General features: G+C 67.0%; 17 protein-coding genes and 2 pseudogenes. 6 read left to right on the top strand and 13 right to left on the bottom strand.

The features are described 5' to 3' along the window. The 3 genes from ACFWZ5_RS40095 to ACFWZ5_RS40085 all read right to left on the bottom strand — a co-directional run. The coding region (locus tag ACFWZ5_RS40095; protein WP_384892163.1) for a hypothetical protein at window positions 1-359 on the bottom strand (359 nt) is incomplete at its 3' end. A gap of 151 nt (window positions 360-510) precedes the next feature. Beyond that, window positions 511-999, bottom strand: a complete 489-nt coding sequence (locus tag ACFWZ5_RS40090) for a hypothetical protein (protein ID WP_384892160.1) — start codon at window positions 997-999, stop codon at window positions 511-513. A gap of 138 nt (window positions 1,000-1,137) precedes the next feature. After that, window positions 1,138-1,668, bottom strand: a complete 531-nt coding sequence (locus ACFWZ5_RS40085) for a hypothetical protein (RefSeq protein ID WP_384892157.1) — start codon at window positions 1,666-1,668, stop codon at window positions 1,138-1,140. Window positions 1,669-1,876: 208 nt separating this feature from the next. Here ACFWZ5_RS40085 and ACFWZ5_RS40080 point away from each other — a divergent pair, with 208 nt between their 5' ends. From ACFWZ5_RS40080 to ACFWZ5_RS40070, 3 genes are all read left to right on the top strand, one after another. After that, a complete protein-coding gene (locus ACFWZ5_RS40080) occupies window positions 1,877-2,140 on the top strand; it encodes a hypothetical protein (RefSeq protein WP_384892154.1) in 264 nt (87 codons plus the stop codon). Window positions 2,141-2,285: 145 nt separating this feature from the next. Next, window positions 2,286-2,687 (top strand): hypothetical protein, encoded by a 402-nt coding sequence (locus tag ACFWZ5_RS40075; protein WP_384892151.1) that lies wholly within the window; start codon window positions 2,286-2,288, stop codon window positions 2,685-2,687. Between the two features lie 382 nt (window positions 2,688-3,069). After that, window positions 3,070-3,606, top strand: coding sequence for a hypothetical protein (locus ACFWZ5_RS40070; protein WP_384892148.1), 537 nt, complete (start codon window positions 3,070-3,072; stop codon window positions 3,604-3,606). A gap of 1 nt (window position 3,607) precedes the next feature. Here the strand turns inward: ACFWZ5_RS40070 and ACFWZ5_RS40065 are convergent, their stop codons facing one another. Then, window positions 3,608-3,742 (bottom strand): hypothetical protein, encoded by a 135-nt coding sequence (locus tag ACFWZ5_RS40065; RefSeq protein WP_384892145.1) that lies wholly within the window; start codon window positions 3,740-3,742, stop codon window positions 3,608-3,610. Between the two features lie 373 nt (window positions 3,743-4,115). Here ACFWZ5_RS40065 and ACFWZ5_RS40060 point away from each other — a divergent pair, with 373 nt between their 5' ends. The 3 genes and pseudogenes from ACFWZ5_RS40060 (at window position 4,116) to ACFWZ5_RS40050 (ending at window position 5,467) form a co-directional block, all read left to right on the top strand. Continuing rightward, the gene (locus tag ACFWZ5_RS40060) at window positions 4,116-4,574 is read left to right on the top strand and encodes a hypothetical protein (protein WP_384892142.1); all 459 of its coding nucleotides are present in this window, start codon (window positions 4,116-4,118) and stop codon (window positions 4,572-4,574) included. A gap of 58 nt (window positions 4,575-4,632) precedes the next feature. After that, window positions 4,633-5,121: pseudogene (locus tag ACFWZ5_RS40055) on the top strand (IS5/IS1182 family transposase); the annotation flags it as partial. Window positions 5,122-5,173: 52 nt separating this feature from the next. Next, window positions 5,174-5,467, top strand: a complete 294-nt coding sequence (locus ACFWZ5_RS40050) for a transposase family protein (RefSeq protein WP_384892169.1) — start codon at window positions 5,174-5,176, stop codon at window positions 5,465-5,467. A 67-nt stretch (window positions 5,468-5,534) separates the two neighbouring features. Here ACFWZ5_RS40050 and ACFWZ5_RS40045 read toward each other — a convergent pair whose 3' ends face one another. The 9 genes and pseudogenes from ACFWZ5_RS40045 to ACFWZ5_RS40005 all read right to left on the bottom strand — a co-directional run bounded on the left by ACFWZ5_RS40045 (window position 5,535) and on the right by ACFWZ5_RS40005 (window position 12,622). Next, window positions 5,535-5,750: a hypothetical protein gene (locus ACFWZ5_RS40045; protein WP_384892166.1), complete on the bottom strand. Its 216-nt coding sequence runs from the start codon at window positions 5,748-5,750 to the stop codon at window positions 5,535-5,537. Beyond that, the gene (locus ACFWZ5_RS40040) at window positions 5,699-6,913 is read right to left on the bottom strand and encodes a cytochrome P450 (RefSeq protein ID WP_384892139.1); all 1,215 of its coding nucleotides are present in this window, start codon (window positions 6,911-6,913) and stop codon (window positions 5,699-5,701) included. Before ACFWZ5_RS40040 ends, ACFWZ5_RS40045 begins: the two co-directional genes overlap by 52 nt. After that, window positions 6,906-7,964 (bottom strand): hypothetical protein, encoded by a 1,059-nt coding sequence (locus ACFWZ5_RS40035; protein ID WP_384892136.1) that lies wholly within the window; start codon window positions 7,962-7,964, stop codon window positions 6,906-6,908. Before ACFWZ5_RS40035 ends, ACFWZ5_RS40040 begins: the two co-directional genes overlap by 8 nt. Before the next feature lie 38 nt (window positions 7,965-8,002). Further along, complete coding sequence (locus ACFWZ5_RS40030; protein ID WP_384892134.1) at window positions 8,003-9,091, bottom strand: polyprenyl synthetase family protein; 1,089 nt, start codon at window positions 9,089-9,091, stop codon at window positions 8,003-8,005. Beyond that, window positions 9,088-10,458, bottom strand: a complete 1,371-nt coding sequence (locus tag ACFWZ5_RS40025) for a protoporphyrinogen/coproporphyrinogen oxidase (protein ID WP_384892131.1) — start codon at window positions 10,456-10,458, stop codon at window positions 9,088-9,090. The genes ACFWZ5_RS40030 and ACFWZ5_RS40025 overlap by 4 nt, the downstream gene beginning before the upstream one ends. Before the next feature lie 406 nt (window positions 10,459-10,864). Then, window positions 10,865-11,353 (bottom strand): hypothetical protein, encoded by a 489-nt coding sequence (locus ACFWZ5_RS40020; protein WP_384892128.1) that lies wholly within the window; start codon window positions 11,351-11,353, stop codon window positions 10,865-10,867. A gap of 14 nt (window positions 11,354-11,367) precedes the next feature. Next, window positions 11,368-11,631 (bottom strand): annotated as a pseudogene (locus ACFWZ5_RS40015) (Rieske 2Fe-2S domain-containing protein); the annotation flags it as partial. Window positions 11,632-11,640: 9 nt separating this feature from the next. Further along, on the bottom strand, window positions 11,641-11,886 hold the full coding sequence (locus ACFWZ5_RS40010; RefSeq protein ID WP_384892126.1) for a hypothetical protein: 246 nt from the start codon (window positions 11,884-11,886) through the stop codon (window positions 11,641-11,643). Then, a complete protein-coding gene (locus ACFWZ5_RS40005; RefSeq protein ID WP_384892123.1) occupies window positions 11,867-12,622 on the bottom strand; it encodes a hypothetical protein in 756 nt (251 codons plus the stop codon). The genes ACFWZ5_RS40010 and ACFWZ5_RS40005 overlap by 20 nt, the downstream gene beginning before the upstream one ends. Between the last annotated feature and the right edge of the window lie 1,040 nt (window positions 12,623-13,662).

Here is a 13,662-nt window from a genome sequence, read left to right as displayed (position 1 = left end):
CGCCAGAACCGAAGGCGATGCCCGGCGCGCCGCCACCCCTCATGCCCAGGAGCGCGGACGACGCGGCTGCTCCCCGCAGTGACCTGCCACAGGGGTCCGCAGGGCTGTGCGGCCCAGCGCAGAACGAGCTCAGCGGCATAGCCGCCGTCCGGCTCGGGCAGCAGCAGCGGCAGCTCCCACCCGGCCCACCGCTCCCTCCACTCGATGCGCCATTCCTGCCCGAGCGGGCCCAGCGGGGAGCGCCGTCGGAAGTGGGTGATCTCCTGACGGGGGCCGTTGGCAGTCCGGCCGTACAACAGGACCTGGACGTCGAAGACGGGCGCGGACGACCAGTTGGCCACCACCGTGGAGTGCAGCACGGCATGCGGCCCGTCCGTGCAGGAATCGTGCGGGAACGGCTCGGGGGCGTCACCGTGATCAGCCGACGTTGCCTACGGGCGTGCCACCAGCCTTTGCCAGCCGCCGTGGCCGGGGCCGCCACAGCCCGTGCGATCGCGGCTTCCGGGCCCGTCACCGCTGGCTGTCCGGGGGCAGCATCAGGGGGCGTGCGGAGGCCCACAGCATCCGGCCGTCGGTCCGCAGGCGGTCCAGGGCCGCCTGGCAGGCGTCGAGTGGGCCATCGCCGTCGAGTCGCTCGGCATGGGAGGGCATCGCGGGTCCGAGGGAGCCGGGAGGTACGAGCATCACGGCCATCATCTGGGTCGCCAGGGCGGCTGCCATCCAGGCGGCGGACAACGGCACTGCGGGCTCGGAGTCGAAGGCTGCGCCCGCGGCGGGCAGGGTGAGGGAGCACAGGCATCCGTCGCTGATGCGGATGACGTTGTCGGTGCGCGGCAGGGTGCGGGCGGCCGGGATGAAGCCGGCCGTTTGAGCCTGGGCGAACAGTGTTTCGTACGCGTCGGCGGGGGGCTGCAGCACGGCTTCCGCGAAGTGTTGTCCGCGTGCCTCCGCCGTCGAGACCACCCACCGGTACGTCGCCGTCGCGTTGTCTGCTGCCATGTACGGACAAACGAGCAGCACCAGCGTGGGGCACGCCATGCGGTCGAACTGCCGATCACCGACAGGTACTTGCCCTGCGGCAAGCCACGAGCACCGCGGCGTGTCCCGGTCCAGGAGATCGAGCTTGCTGGTGATCTTCTAGTGGTCGGGCGCGGCCGCCTGCTCGGCTACCGAGTAGACGGTCAGGCGGTGCGCCACCTCGGTCGTGATGTAGCCGAAGTCCAGGAACTCCTGCTGCGCCGGGGTGAGGGCCGCCTGCAGCGGCAGCGGCGTCTCGTCCTCGTGCAGTGGCAGCAGATGTGCGTCGCCCGCGGCCAAGGCGCGGGCCGCGCGGACGACATCCTGGGGCCGGGGCACCAGGGCGCCGTCAATGAGCTGATGCCGCTCGCCCAAGTGCTCCTCCAGGTCTCCGACGGCATACCACCAGCCGGTGACCTGGTCCCAGCCGAGCGTCCACACGCCGCCCGCGATCTCGACCCAGCACTCCAGGAGCATCACCTCCTCCCCGCCGCCGGACCAGCCTGCGAGGGTGTCGTCCCACGCGGTACTGCCCGCATGCGGCTCCAGGGACTCGACAACGGCGCGCAGATAGGAGAAGTGCGCCCGCTGCGGCAGTGCGACAAAAGGGGCGTTCGGCGCGTGGTCGGTAAAGGACCCATGTTCGGGCACGGTCCGAGGACACAGCCGGTTCAACGCGCGGGCCCGTTCTGCTCTTCAACCCTCCGTCTCGTCCAGGTGCCACGCGGTGCTGTGCGCGCCAGGGGCGTGTCCGCTTCAGGCGGCACCCTGCCTCCGTCCTCGGCGCACACCCCATGCCCGGCCGCCCTGGTCGGCGGGTGCGGGGTGTCGTCGCACCTGGCCTCAATCGGAGGTAGCCATGCACCTGCCCTGCGCCGTAGTCACCCACCACGTAGTCCGAGCCGCCGATCTCGATCAGCTTGTCGCGCGCCTCGCCGGCCGCCCGTACACCGCCACCCCCACGGCCGACAAGGTATTGGAAGTCGACGGGAACCTGTCCGACGCAGCCGCCACCCGCCGCTGGATGGCCACCGGGGGACCAGCGCCACAGCCTCAGGCCCTGCTGAATGCTTTCGCGCACCAGGGCCTGATCGACATGGATGAGTACCTCATCAAGCCGTAGCCGCGCGGCTGTCCGGCCCGCCACGGATTCCGTCCCAGGGTCCCTCAGCAGTCGGCGCTAAAATTCGCGGCGGCTGCGTCGGCAGCCAGGAGCCGGATCACCATCAGCCCCGTTCACCGCCCACCCCACGGAGCGGAGCACTGAGATGGGGATCTCCCTGCGAGCCGGACGCCCAGCCGGTCCTCTCCCCCAGGACCCCAACCCACAGTGGTCGTACAGCGGGTTCCGCCTCTTCCGGCGCACGCTCGCCGAGCACATCGGGATCGACCTCGCCCAGATGCGGCGCTTCGGCGGTACGACTGACTGGGCCAGTGTCGCCAGTCCCCTGCGCCACCTGCTGGACCACGCCGACGATTCCGGTGAACTGGCCGCGTGGCAGGCCCGTGAACTGGCACCCGCACTACGCGAGGCGCTGGCCGTCCTCGCCCGTGAGGACGCCGACGGGCTTCTGTGGAGCCTCGACAGCTCCAACGGCCGGGCCGCGCACAACCTTGTGGCACTTCTCGATCTCTGCGCGGCAGAAGACCTGCCCGTCCACATCGGCTGACGACCCATGAGCCACCCCGTAGAGCGCCGCGCGGGCCGATTCCAGTGCACGGCCTGCCGTGCGGCCTGGCCCACCGAAGCCGACGCCCGCCGCTCGTCCTTCCCGTGCCCCGGCGTCCCTCTCGCCCACGGACTGACCGGTGAACACCGTGTCTTCCCCAAGTCGGGGGACCGGTCCTGCGCCAGCTGGCACTGCGAAGGGCCCGACTCCCGCCACTACCACGGCCCCGACCCGTTCTGCGACGTAACGAACTGCCGCTACTGCTGCCACGCCTGTGACTGCGCCGTCGGCAGGGGTGCCCTGCACGTTCCGCAACTGGACCGTGCTCGAAGACATCCCCGAGCACGAACTCGCCAACACTCCCAAAAGAAGGAATGCCCGCATGAAGGCCAAACTCTCCAAGCTGCTCGCCGATCTGTCGGTCGGTGACCACGTCACCACCACCGGCTCGGACACCCGTGGCCATGAGGTCACCCGGACCGGCTATCTGCTCGCCGAACCGAAGCTGGTCAACGCCCGGCGCAACGGCTTCCCGGCCAAGGGATGGCGGCTGTTCGTCGGCGCGAAGGGCACCGACCCCAGCGAGCGCACCACCTGGACCACCCTCTTCCCCTACGCGGACGCCGTCGAGCGCACCCCGGAACCGGAGGCCGGGAAGTGGTCCAACACCGAGCTCCGCTTCGTCCCCGGAGTGAAGGCCTCCAGCCACACCACCCGCATCCTGTACGGAGGCAAGGGCGGTGCCCGCTCCGCCGGGCCGACCCAGTCCTCGCCCGTCAACGTCGTTTATACCGACGAGGGTCTCTACGCCTTGTGGGACCCCGCCTGTGCGCTCCCGAAGCTACGTCGAAGCGACAAGTATCTGGGAGTGACACCCTGGCCTGGGATGGCGTTGAGGAATCGGCCCGGCAGAGTCTAGCTCAGGGGTAGAACTGGCCTGCCCAGCGGCGATATCGGGTGACGGGTCCATCTCTCTCGGCGAGGCGAGGGCGGGAGAGGTATTCCTTGGTGTTCCAGACCGGTACGTCGCCGTATCGGTCGGAGAACAGGAACACCCTGTTGTGGTACCAGAGGATGAAATGGGACAGGATGCGGGAGCCAGCAGTCGCCAGCAGGCGGCCCAAGGGCGCGGGCAGGAACCCAGGGGCTGGAACTCACGCGTCGATGCCGCTGCGCAGCTGGATCCGCCACGGGGCGACAGGGGCCGCCATGAACCAGATTTCGTACGCCGTACCCTCCCGACAGGCGGATGTCGACCTCTGAGCCTGCGCCATCTTGAAGTTGCTGGTGAGCGGGGTGGTGTGATCGTTGAGGGGCGTGCTCACGCAGGTCGTGGGCGGCTGTCTGCGATCTGGGCGTCGGGCAGCGGCCTGGGGCGGTCTGTCCGTTTCCAGGTCACGGAGCCGGGCAGGTTCGTAGGCTCGCCGGATGACGGAGATCGGCGAAGTCAGCGAACGTGTTACCGCCCGACGTGCGGAACTCGACGAGGAGGAGAAGCTCCTCCTCGAGCAACTGGAGAAGGTCCGAGCCGAGCGCGAGGACCTGACCGCGGCGATACGTGTTTGGGAGCGGATGCGCGCCCTGCTGGAGATGGAGAAGGCGGCGACGCAGGCCGTGCCGGTGCAGGTCGGCGGCCGGGGTGTGCTGCTGGTCCCGAACCGCGAGGCGGGCATGAGCGAGGACACGCTGCCGCCGGACTACCAGCAGATCATGAAGATCGTGCGCAACTCGGGCGGCCCGGTCCGGGTCAAGGAGGTAGGCACCGAGCTGGGCCTCGAGGTCGAGGTGAAGGGCCGACTGGAGCCGCTGCGCGGTAAGTTGACCAAGCCGTCCGGGCGGGGCTGGCTGCGCAAACTCGCCGACGGGCACATCCAGATCACACCATGACGTCCCGCCCGAACCCGTAACTGACATATCCCCGGCGGACGTTGACTTCGACGTGTGCATGAAGAAGATCAACGAGAGCGCCGGGGACACCGGCTTCCCTCTCTACCAGTGCCGCCTGCCGGTGTCCCGGAGAACCAACGAATACTGCCGCCGACTGCTGTCCCGGCATCTGAAGAAGATCGGCTCACGCTGGCGGGTCCTGCCGCCCGGACAGATCGTCGTGATCGTGCTCGCCGTGCTCCGTCACGACCAGCGCATAGCCGACATGGCCGGCGGCAACCAGGTCGGCGACACCACCGTGCGGCGCTGGCGAGATGAGCTGATATTCCTGCTCGCCGCCCGCGCACCCCGCCCGGACCGCGCTCTGAAGAGGATCGCGAAGCGGGGCGGCGAGGCCGTCCTCATCGACGGTACGCTCATCCCCACCGTCCGCCGCACCGGACGCGACAATCGGCCCAACTATTCGAGGAAACACCGCCGTCACGGCCTGCACTTCCTCGCCCTGACCGACGAAAACGGCCGCCTGCTCTGGATCTCCGCGGCCCGCCCGGGACGCACCCTCGACATCGCCGCCGCCCGACGCGACCACATCCTGGGGCATCTGCGCACCGCCGGGCCTCGGCGCTCTGGCCGACCTCGGCTTCCTCGGTCTCGACGGCGACCCCGACGCCCCAGTCATCGTGACCGGATACAAGGCCACCCGCGCTCGCAAGCTCACCCCCGGCCAGAAGGAAGCCAACCGCGTCCTGGCCGCCGGCCGCGCTCCCGTCGAACACGGCTTCGCCCATCTCAAGATGTGGCGCACCGTCACCAAGCTCCGTACCGATCCGGCCCGCGCCACCCATCTCCTGCGCGCTCTGCTCGTCCTCACGAACCTCAAGGTCAACCGCTAACAGCTGATCAAGGGCTCCGACTGCTGCTCACGAATTGCGGGACCATACGCCTCAACGGTTCACACCCTCACTGACCTGTGACTTCAAGTGGCCTGGCCCTTCTCCGGCATGCCCTCATGCGCAGGCCGCCTGGGGTGAGGAGTCCCTTTGGTGCGGGACGGACGCGTGTGTCGGACGCGTGCCGTAGTTGCCAGTGTTTGGCCACCGTGGCCAGAGCGAGAGTCGCTTCGGTTACCGCGAAAGTGTCTCCAACGCATTTGCAGGCCCCGCTCGCGAAGGGGATGAACGCGCCTTTGGGTAGTTGGGCGGCTTTTTGTCCCCCGGTTTCCAGCGGTCGGGATCAAAGCGCTCTGGGTTCGGGTAGAAGTCGGGGCTGCGATGCAGCAGATAGGCGCTGTATACGAACGGTGGAGTCTGCGGGGATGGTGTATTCCCGAGCTGTGTTTCGCCGGTGGTGGTACGGGTGAGCGCCCATCCCGGCGGGTAGAGGCGAAGGGTCTCCGCGATGATGCGCCCGGTTAGTTCCAGACGGGGGAGGTCGTCGTAGGTGGCGGGGGCATCGGTGAGTATCTCGTCGGTTTCGGCGTGTAGTTGTTCTTCGATGTCCGGGTGGCGGGCCACTAGGTGGATGGCCCAGGCAAGGGCGTTGGCCGTGGTCTCCATCCCGCCGAACAGGAAGGTCAGGCACTGTTCCGCCAACTCTGTATCGGAGAGCCGGAGATCAGTTCCGTCATGGGAACTTCCACTATCGTGTGCGGCCATCAGGACGGAGAGAAGGTCGGTTCGCCCCCTCTCATCGGATCGGTATTCAGTGATGAGTGAGTTGACGCTCCGCCGGAGACGGGTCATCGCCCGGTTGTAGCTGATATTGCCGCGAGTTGGAAGTCGGTTCATCCAATCCGAAATGAAGGCACGCCGCATCACGCCTTCCTGGAAGATGGTGAAGTCGGCGGCCAGCGAGGAGAGTTCCTCCGGTGCGAGAGCAGCTTCCGCGAACATTGCTCTCGCGAGGCGGTGAGAGCTGATCTTTTGCATCTCGTCCACGATGCCGAGGGTCTGGCCCTCGGTCCATAAGCTGACGACGCCGGAAATCTCCTGGGCCATCATGTCCGCGTATCCCGGCATTCGACTTCGATGGAATGCCGGTTGCACGAGTCGCCGTTGTCGTCTGTGCACGGAATGGGGGCAGGTGGCCAGGCCGTTGCCGAGGATTTCGCGTACCTTGTCGAGAAGGAGACCGCCCTTGTCGAATGTCCGGTCGTCGAGGAGGGCCTGCCGTGTCAGTTCTGCGCTGCACAGCACGTACACGAGCCGGGGGCCGATCCGGACCTCGACCACGTCTCCGGGGGCCGGCAGCGACATCAGGAACGACAAAGGGTCTCGCATCGCCTGAAATGCGTTTCCCGCCAGCGGCAGTCGGCCTGGAACCATGACCGCCTCAGCCATCAGCGGGACTCCTTGAGCCGTTCTTTGGGGCGGGCCGCCCGTATTCGGGTTCGACGTAGGCGCCGGGTGTATAGCGCTGGGAGTTCTTGGTGTGCCAGGAGTAGACACCCTGCAGCATGGTTCCCAGGTCGGTGGCGTACTCCTGGGCCGTGCCCTGCGACTTCCCAAAGGCCGGGAGATTGTTCTGCAGCGTGATGAACTCGTCGAGGTCGCGGTCGTGGAAGTCCAGCGCCATTTCGTAGGCGTCCTCGATGGGCACGTCGTGTTTGTGTTGCAGGGTCAGTACGAGGTTGATCACGTCGCCCTTTCGGGAGAGTTCCTTGGGGAGCGAGATGATGTCGTTGTGCCAGCCGATCATGCGGGAGGCCAGCGAGTGCAGCCGGAGGATGATCGGGTGTTCCAGCACGTCATCGGGCAGGGAGCGGTAGTCCTTCTGCATGCACAGGTACTTGGCGAAGGGCAGGCCGCCGCTGGAGCACTCGCCGCGGATCACCTCGAATACCGCAAGCGGGGCAGGGCGGTTGTGCGCCATGTAACGCTTTTCGTCCCGGTAGCCGGTGATGGTCCGGTCGATGGCGACGATGAACTTCCGGTACAGGTGATCCGGCATGCCGCACGTCAGGGCGTCCTGCCGGATCCGGTGGAACTGCCGGTAGATGCCCAGGTCTTGCGGTGTGGCGGCGTCGGTGCCGGACAACAGAGCCATGATCCGCTTGCGGATGGCGTCCATCTCACCGTGGCTGACGTGGTCGAAGTAGTCGTCCATCATCGCCCCGGAGGCCGTGAAGCGGGCGACGGGCCTCAGCTCCGAGAGGGTGAGGGAGGGGAAGGCCCGCGCGGCGATGTCGGTCAGCCGGTGTTGTTTGTGCCGGGCCCGGGCCTGTGGGGAGTGGAAGCCGTAGTCGTCGTCGATCCACCCGAAGTATTCCTGGGCCAGTTCCTCCATGGCCGGGTTGACCAGGTCGGCAAAGGGATACAAAGGGCGGGGTAAGTTGGCGAACTTCTCGTACAGCTGCTGTTCGAACAGGCGATGTTCGGCTGTGTCGGGCATGAACCCGCTCCCTGGATCGGTTCCAATCGCACCGGTACTCATGACTGCCTCATGACGGCTCGCTGCGCGACCTGGTGCAATAACGCGGTGGTCTCGGCAGGAAAGCCGGCCTGGTCGAGGGCGTGGGCCGCCGCGCTCTGCCGTTTCCGGAGCATCTCCTCGACCATCGTGTGGGCCCCGGTGCGGTGAAGGACGCTGCGGATGCGTTCGGCTCCGTCCTCGGTCAGGGCGGGGTTGCCCAGCAGGGAGCAGAGGATGTCGCGCTCGTCAGCGTCGGCGTATCGCAGCGCCAGGGCGACCAGTACGGTGCACTTCCCTTCCCTCAGGTCGTCGAGGTTCGGTTTGCCGGTGGTGACCGGATTCCCGAAGACCCCCAGGAGGTCGTCGCGGAGCTGGAAGGCGTCCCCGAGCGGCAGTGCGAACCCCGAGAGGGCATCGAGCACGGAGCCGTCGGCCCCGGCCAGCAGTGCGCCGATGTGCAGCGGCCGTTCGATGGTGTACTTCGCGGTCTTGTAGCGGATCACTGTCAGCGCCGGCCCCGGACCGGCCCGAGCGTCGGGTGTGGACGTCACGTCCAGGTACTGGCCGACCATGACTTCGGTGCGCATCGCGTCGACCACGGACAGCACGGCGGCCAGCCGCTCGGCCGGCAGACCGGCGGTGTGCACCAGTTCGTCCGACCAGGCCAGGGCCAGATCGCCGACGAGGATCGCGCCACTGGTACCCAGCTGGTCGGCGCCCCGGCAGTTCAGATCGGCGTGGTGGACGGCCAGGGCACGATGGATCGTGGGCCGACCACGGCGGATCTCCGAGCGGTCCATTACGTCGTCGTGGATCAGCGCGAAGGCGTGGACCATCTCCAGCGCCGCTGCCACCCGGATCACCAGGGCGGGGCAGTCACTGCCACCTCCTGCCTGCCAGCCGGACACGCACAGCATGGGCCTCAGCCGCTTCCCTCCGGGGATGAGGAAGTCGCGCAGGACTTGGATGACCTCGCCTGGCATGTGGCCGTCAGCGCCGGTGCGGGCCTTGTCCTCGAGGAACTCGTCGAAGACCGCATCCACCCGCCGGCACAGGCCCGGCACATCACGATGGGCATGGGCTTCAGGAACCGATGTGGCGGTCATGGCGAACTGCCCATCAGCCTCTTCGCGGCTTCCTCCCCGGAAGCCAGCGCACATCCCGTGCCCGACATGGAGAAGTAATCCCCGGCGAACTGGATACGCGAATTCGGGTCAAAACTTCCGGTGAATGACGCAAGATCTGCCAGCGTGCCCGGCGCATGCCAGATCAGACTCGGCCGCGCCCGGTGAACATAGGACATGCCAACCGCGCCGACGGCATCGGGGAGGATATCGGGAAGGATTCTTCCGATGTCCCTGACGGAGACGTCGACGATTTCTTCATCGCTGGCATCCCAGTATCGCCGGTTCCACTCAAGCCTCCGGTAGATCCCCAGGAGCCCCTTTCCCTGAGGAGCGCTACCGGGAGCCTTGTTGTGTTCCAGGATCATCGCACATGTATCGGGATTCTCCCGCCGTGGAACAAAAATGCAGGTGGCAGGTTCGACCGGCGCCCGGTCGAGCCCCAGAAAGACCCGAATGTGCGGCTCGCAGGGGACGGACCTCAAGTATTTCTTCTGCTTGGGGTCCAGGTCCACGGCCACTGCTGCCGCCCGGCCCGGGGGCACGGCCAGGATGCAGGCCGCATAGCGTTCCGAGGTCTCTGACGCATCCAGCTTCTGGTGTACGACCGTGACGCTCGTCCTGTCGCGGCTTTCCCGAACGGAGCACACCGGCGAATTGAGTCGCACATCGAGCTGCTTGGCAAGTGCTTCAGGGAGAAAACCCATCCCGTGAGGCGAGGCAAAGAAGTTCATGCCCAAATACTTGTTGAGCAGAAAAAGGAGATCAGAGGCAGATATCTGCTCGAAACTGGCACCGCTCTGCGCTGCCATGAAAGGATCGATAATGTACTCCGAAACTTCCTCACCGAAGAGCCGGAAAACGTAGTCCCTGGCCGTCTCCACATCAAAATCGAGCGCCGGGGAGATGTCATACCACGCAACCACTTTCTCAACATTCCGCCGATCCGCCAGAATGCGCGCCAACGACCGGAGGACGCGAAGCTTTGCTTTGGTGGAGAGCAGGTCCGTACGCAGTACGTTTGCCGCGGACTGGAAGTTTATGCGGCGCACTTCCCCATCGCGCAGAAATCCCCAACTGTCACTGACCGGCATGAACTCACCAGACAGGCCGGCGTCGGCGATGAGGCCCTTCATGGCGACGTACCGATCAGTGGTCATGCTCGCGCAGACGTCCAGAACGTACCCGTCGGACCTCTCGGTCAGCATGCGTCCGCCGACATGATCACTCGCCTCGAACACTGTCACCCGATGGCCCCGCTCCTGGAGATGGAAGGCTGCCGCAAGCCCTGCGATCCCGGCACCGACGACAGCTATCTCCGAACGGGAAGGGAGGTTCGGCAGTGACATCTTAGGTCCCCTCTACTTGCCATTCGCGCGTCCCTAGCACCGCGCCGATCACACGGTAAGAACAGGGCGCTCATCTGCGTCTCGCGAAAGAACAGGGACTCAACAGTCGCACCGGTACAGCAACACCGACACCAGCGTATCGGCGTGTTTACGCGAAGAAAAAACCACGCCGGAGCGCACGGCGGGCGCGGTCTCCACGGGTCGTTCACAAGGCAGTCGAACACTCGGCAAAGCGGCTGCGCCGCGCGCTGCGATCGGCGCCCCAACGGCCTCCACCGCCCATGACCGAACCTACGAAGCCGTCACGCCCCGTGGCTTGGTCACAGACGGACCGCCCGTGACCATTGCCCGACGATCAGGCCGCCAGACTATCGCCCGCCACACGCTCGAGCACCCTCCACCGGCATCACACCAGCCCACCCGACCTGCGGAAATCAAGTTGGCGCGGCTCCTCTGTGCCTCCCAAGCCGTGGAGAGTGAACGCGTACGTGCTGAGCATCGGCTTCTTCCAACTGGGTGGGCAGACTGCCATCTCGAACGTGACTTGGCCCCTGACCCCGTCCTCCAGGAAGGGCTTGAGCAGGTGCCCGTGGGAGACACGAGGCCAGTGCAGCGCGGTGAGGTGGCCGAAGTCGACGGTGTTCTCCAGCACTTCCTGGGGATGCCCCGCGCATTCGGTGGTGTCGCGGGCCAGGGGAACGAACTCGCCGGGATGCTCGGCTCGTGGCTCCCAGTCCGGTGGCTCGCCAGCATGGTGGTGCCACACCAGGAGGATCAGGCCGCTCTCCTCCGCGACAGGCAGCAGGGGCAGGGACGCCTTCGGCGGGCGGGTTCCGTAGCCCGTCCGGGTACAGGCGCCGTCCGGGCCGAACGCGAAGCCATGGAAGGGGCACACAACCTCCTCCCTTCCACTCGTCCGCCCATGCCGAGATGGGCCCCGAGGTGGGGGCAGGAGGGACTACTCGCGCGCAGCAGACCGCTCCGGGTTCGGTACAGCACCATGTCCTGCCCGGCCAGGTGCCGGGTCGCCACCTCGCCGGGAGCGACTTCCTCGGTGAACCCGACGCAGAACCAGCCGTTGGGGTAGGGGAACGGGGATTCTCGGCCGACGTAACGGGATGAAATACCTTGAGCAGGCGCATACTTTGAGGAATGTCCCTGGGGCTTGAACACGGGTCCTCCCTAGGCGAGGCAGTAGCGTCCGGACGTGCGGTAGTAGGCAGGGAGCCCGGCGATCCAGTCGTGCATCGAATCCACCATGGCCAAAACCGCGTGCCAGTCCCGAACGGGCAGAGGCCGGGTGGTCAGTTCGGCGTGCAGGTCCCGTTCCGCGGCCTGAAAGTCCGCAACCGCCCGCTGGATACGGGACGCCGCCTCATGGAGGGCCTGTTCGAGGGTGAGTCCTTGCTCATGGGCCAGGACGATCACGAGATTCCCGGTCTCGCCGTGCGCCAGTTCCTTGTGCAGGGTGTGGAATGTCGTTGATGAAGTCGGCTGCGTCGATCGAGGCGGTGAGCAGCCGCGCGTACACGCCGGAATTCTGGATCGTGGACGGGACCTTGCAACGCAGGACGATTTCCGTCACCGCGTACAACAACGGCATGTAACCCGTGACACGACGGTACTCCACATACTCGGCGACGCCGGGGAGACAGGCTTCCTGTTTGACGCGCTGTTCATCGACGAGACCGTCGAGCAGCTGCGCTGTGATCTCGGCGTATCTCCCCCTCCACGCCGGAGAGCCCAGCGCACCGGTGCGACGGTGCAGGTCGGTGAAGGAGACGACCAGCGGATGGCGCTCCTGGGCACGCCCGGTGGCCAGTACGGCCCGGACCCCCGAGACCGCCTCGGCGAAGGAGGCACGGGTGCGGTAGGTCTCCGCCGTGTCGTCCAGCACCCCCAACCAGGCCAGCCAACACGCCATGAGCGACAGGCGGTCCCGGGATGTCCTGGGGGTGGACACCGCCGCGCAGTGGCCCCATGCGGGCGACGCCAGCCGGTCGGCCGTCCGCTCGTCGGCGGCCAGTCCGGTCCCGCACGCCCAGCGAAGCACGGCCCGCTCGGCATACGAGCAGTGCGGGCTCCTGCGCTCCGGGAACGGCAATGCGAGAGGGGGGACGGACAACCGGGTCTCCTTCGGGCTGATCGACAGCACCCGCGACACAGAAGCACCCTCCTTCCGAAACGGTCGGATGTGGAACGGGCCATGCGATGACCTGGTCATGAGACCCATCGCGTCATCATGTCGGCCCGCCCGGTCAGCAGCTTGTGCCCGTACACCGGGCTCCCGGTGTCGCTATCGACCAGGAACCGGCGGCGCACCGCGGCTGGCCGCGGCGAGCCGGTCCGGCGCCAGCCGCTGCGGTTCCACAAGACCGGACGGCGATGTCAGCGACCATTCCCCGGCTGGCGGGCGAAGTCCGGCTCACGCGCATCACCTCTCGCATGTGTCAGAAGGATCCGCACCAGGCAGCACACCGCCCAGCCGATTCCGTGGACCTCCTCGACAGGCTCATGCTGCCTGGTCACGGCTCCGCACAGGGCGGCGTACACCCCCGCGCATGGAGTCGATCTCGGCGTGGTCCTGGCGGAACGGCTCGGGTGGGTACCACCGGGGGCGAGAGTAGCTCCAGCGCACTTCGTTCGGCGCGACACTGCCGAACGGACACGCTCCAGCCGGGCCTCGGCACTGCGCACCACCGGTGACAGGGGGCCAGCCGGAGTGCGACAGCGGAGCAAGAATTTGCACCCACAAGAGGCCGTCCGGGAACTCTCTCTTGCTGGCCATGGTTTGACATGGCCGGGGCATGGTTCCGGTGGCGCTTCGGGGAGTACGTTCGCGGTGCGGGAATGTGCGTATCGGTCGGCGGCCGCGTGCGCGAAGCGACGCGACTCCCCTCATCCGCGTCAGGCTTCGCGCGGTTCCGTCCTCTCCGGGCCGGGGTGTGCGGGAGTCCGCCCCCAGGTTGGAACAGCCCGGGCGGCCACGAGCCCAGCCCACGCACCGAAACCCTCAACACCCGGACCCGGCCGACCCCACGGCCGCCACCGGCGGCTGCGTCCAGCAGCTTCCGCAGGCCTCTGAGGCGCCCCGAAGTTTCCGGACAGGCGGCTGGCGATGACCTTCACACTGCGATGCGCAACTCCCGGAGTCTTTTCAGTTGGGGCATCGATCGGGTGATGTGATCAGGGGGCAGAGCTGTC

The sequence above is a fragment of the Streptomyces sp. NPDC059003 genome, assembly GCF_042740445.1.
Taxonomy (GTDB): Bacteria; Actinomycetota; Actinomycetes; order Streptomycetales; family Streptomycetaceae; genus Streptomyces.
Note: the sequence above shows the minus strand (reverse complement) of the source record. Positions and strands in the feature narration are given on the sequence as shown.

Excerpts from the sequence above, each read along its gene's own strand:
- ACFWZ5_RS40080 (WP_384892154.1), top strand. The coding sequence starts at position 1,877 with ATGCACCTGCCCTGCGCCGTAGTCACCCACCACGTAGTCCGAGCCGCC.
- ACFWZ5_RS40075 (WP_384892151.1), top strand. The coding sequence starts at position 2,286 with ATGGGGATCTCCCTGCGAGCCGGACGCCCAGCCGGTCCTCTCCCCCAG.
- ACFWZ5_RS40060 (WP_384892142.1), top strand. The coding sequence starts at position 4,116 with ATGACGGAGATCGGCGAAGTCAGCGAACGTGTTACCGCCCGACGTGCG.
- ACFWZ5_RS40090 (WP_384892160.1), bottom strand. The coding sequence starts at position 999 with ATGGCAGCAGACAACGCGACGGCGACGTACCGGTGGGTGGTCTCGACG.
- ACFWZ5_RS40025 (WP_384892131.1), bottom strand. The coding sequence starts at position 10,458 with ATGTCACTGCCGAACCTCCCTTCCCGTTCGGAGATAGCTGTCGTCGGT.
- ACFWZ5_RS40030 (WP_384892134.1), bottom strand. The coding sequence starts at position 9,091 with ATGACCGCCACATCGGTTCCTGAAGCCCATGCCCATCGTGATGTGCCG.
- ACFWZ5_RS40035 (WP_384892136.1), bottom strand. The coding sequence starts at position 7,964 with ATGCCCGACACAGCCGAACATCGCCTGTTCGAACAGCAGCTGTACGAG.
- ACFWZ5_RS40070 (WP_384892148.1), top strand. The coding sequence starts at position 3,070 with ATGAAGGCCAAACTCTCCAAGCTGCTCGCCGATCTGTCGGTCGGTGAC.
- ACFWZ5_RS40040 (WP_384892139.1), bottom strand. The coding sequence starts at position 6,913 with ATGGCTGAGGCGGTCATGGTTCCAGGCCGACTGCCGCTGGCGGGAAAC.